Genomic DNA, 1,148 nt, shown 5'->3' on the forward strand with positions numbered 1-1,148 from the left:
TCGGTTGATTTCTATTCCTCGGGGTACTTAGATGTTTCAGTTCCCCCGGTTCGCCTCGTTACGCTATGTATTCACGTAACGATACTTACTTATGTAAGTGGGTTTCCCCATTCGGAAATCCCAGTCTCAGGTGGCTTTTACTGCCTAAACTGGGCTTATCGCAAGTTAATACGTCCTTCATCGCCTCTGACTGCCAAGGCATCCACCGTGTACGCTTAGTCACTTAACCATACAACCCCAAGAGGTTTCGCTCTTAGTTTTCACTTAGAAAGTGAAATAAGTTGGTCAAACAACCAAGGTTTGCGTCGTTATCTTCGATCAAGAAAAATAAGGACTTTGGTTTTTCGCCGGACTCGATACAAGACACTTRAATGTGTTTGTGTTGAGAACTCGTTTTACCACTCTTATAAAGAGACGATAAAACTATTTGTTAATTCAATCATTCGATTGAATTTACTAGTCAGCTTTCCAGATTGTTAAAGAACATGTGTTTACCGAAGTATCCACTTTCTAACGACACTGTTGCCAGYGTGTTTAGAGAGTGGTGGAGCTAWGCGGGATCGAACCGCTGACCTCTTCGCTGCCAGCGAAGCGCTCTCCCAGCTGAGCTATAGCCCCAATATTTTACTTCTTAGGAGAAGTTCTCAAAAGAGAAAATGGTGGGCGATACCGGGCTCGAACCAGTGACCCCCTCCTTGTAAGGGAGGTGCTCTCCCAACTGAGCTAATCGCCCTCCGAGTTTTACATCTTCGAGGAGAAGATGGTGGGTCGTGCAGGATTCGAACCTGCGACCAATTGATTAAAAGTCAACTGCTCTACCAACTGAGCTAACGACCCTAAGTGGCGTCCCGTAGGGGAGTCGAACCCCTGTTACCGCCGTGAAAGGGCGGTGTCCTAGGCCTCTAGACGAACGGGACTTAGCTTTCTGTCTAAGTTGTTGGGCAACTTAGATGTTCTCTTACATTTTAACCAAGCAATCTGTGTGGACACTGCATAAAACAGCAGTCTATCGTTTAAGGAGGTGATCCAGCCCCAGGTTCCCCTAGGGCTACCTTGTTACGACTTCACCCCAGTCATGAACCACACCGTGGTAAACGCCCTCCCGAAGGTTAAGCTATCTACTTCTGGTGCAGCCCACTCCCATGGTG

The 1,148-nt window shown here is 47.2% G+C and carries 4 tRNA genes and 2 rRNA genes; all 6 read right to left on the minus strand.

Features of this window, described 5'->3' with window-relative positions:
• Positions 1–229 (minus strand): 23S ribosomal RNA (locus L4D12_RS25355); the annotation flags it as partial.
• A 313-nt stretch (positions 230–542) separates the two neighbouring features.
• A tRNA-Ala gene (locus L4D12_RS25360) sits at positions 543–618 on the minus strand.
• A gap of 39 nt (positions 619–657) precedes the next feature.
• A tRNA-Val gene (locus L4D12_RS25365) sits at positions 658–733 on the minus strand.
• A 28-nt stretch (positions 734–761) separates the two neighbouring features.
• A tRNA-Lys gene (locus L4D12_RS25370) sits at positions 762–837 on the minus strand.
• A gap of 4 nt (positions 838–841) precedes the next feature.
• Positions 842–917 (minus strand) — tRNA-Glu (locus tag L4D12_RS25375).
• Positions 918–1,014: 97 nt separating this feature from the next.
• Positions 1,015–1,148, minus strand: a 16S ribosomal RNA gene (locus L4D12_RS25380); the annotation flags it as partial.

The sequence above is a fragment of the Photobacterium nomapromontoriensis genome, assembly GCF_050336815.1.
GTDB lineage: Bacteria > Pseudomonadota > Gammaproteobacteria > Enterobacterales > Vibrionaceae > Photobacterium > Photobacterium nomapromontoriensis.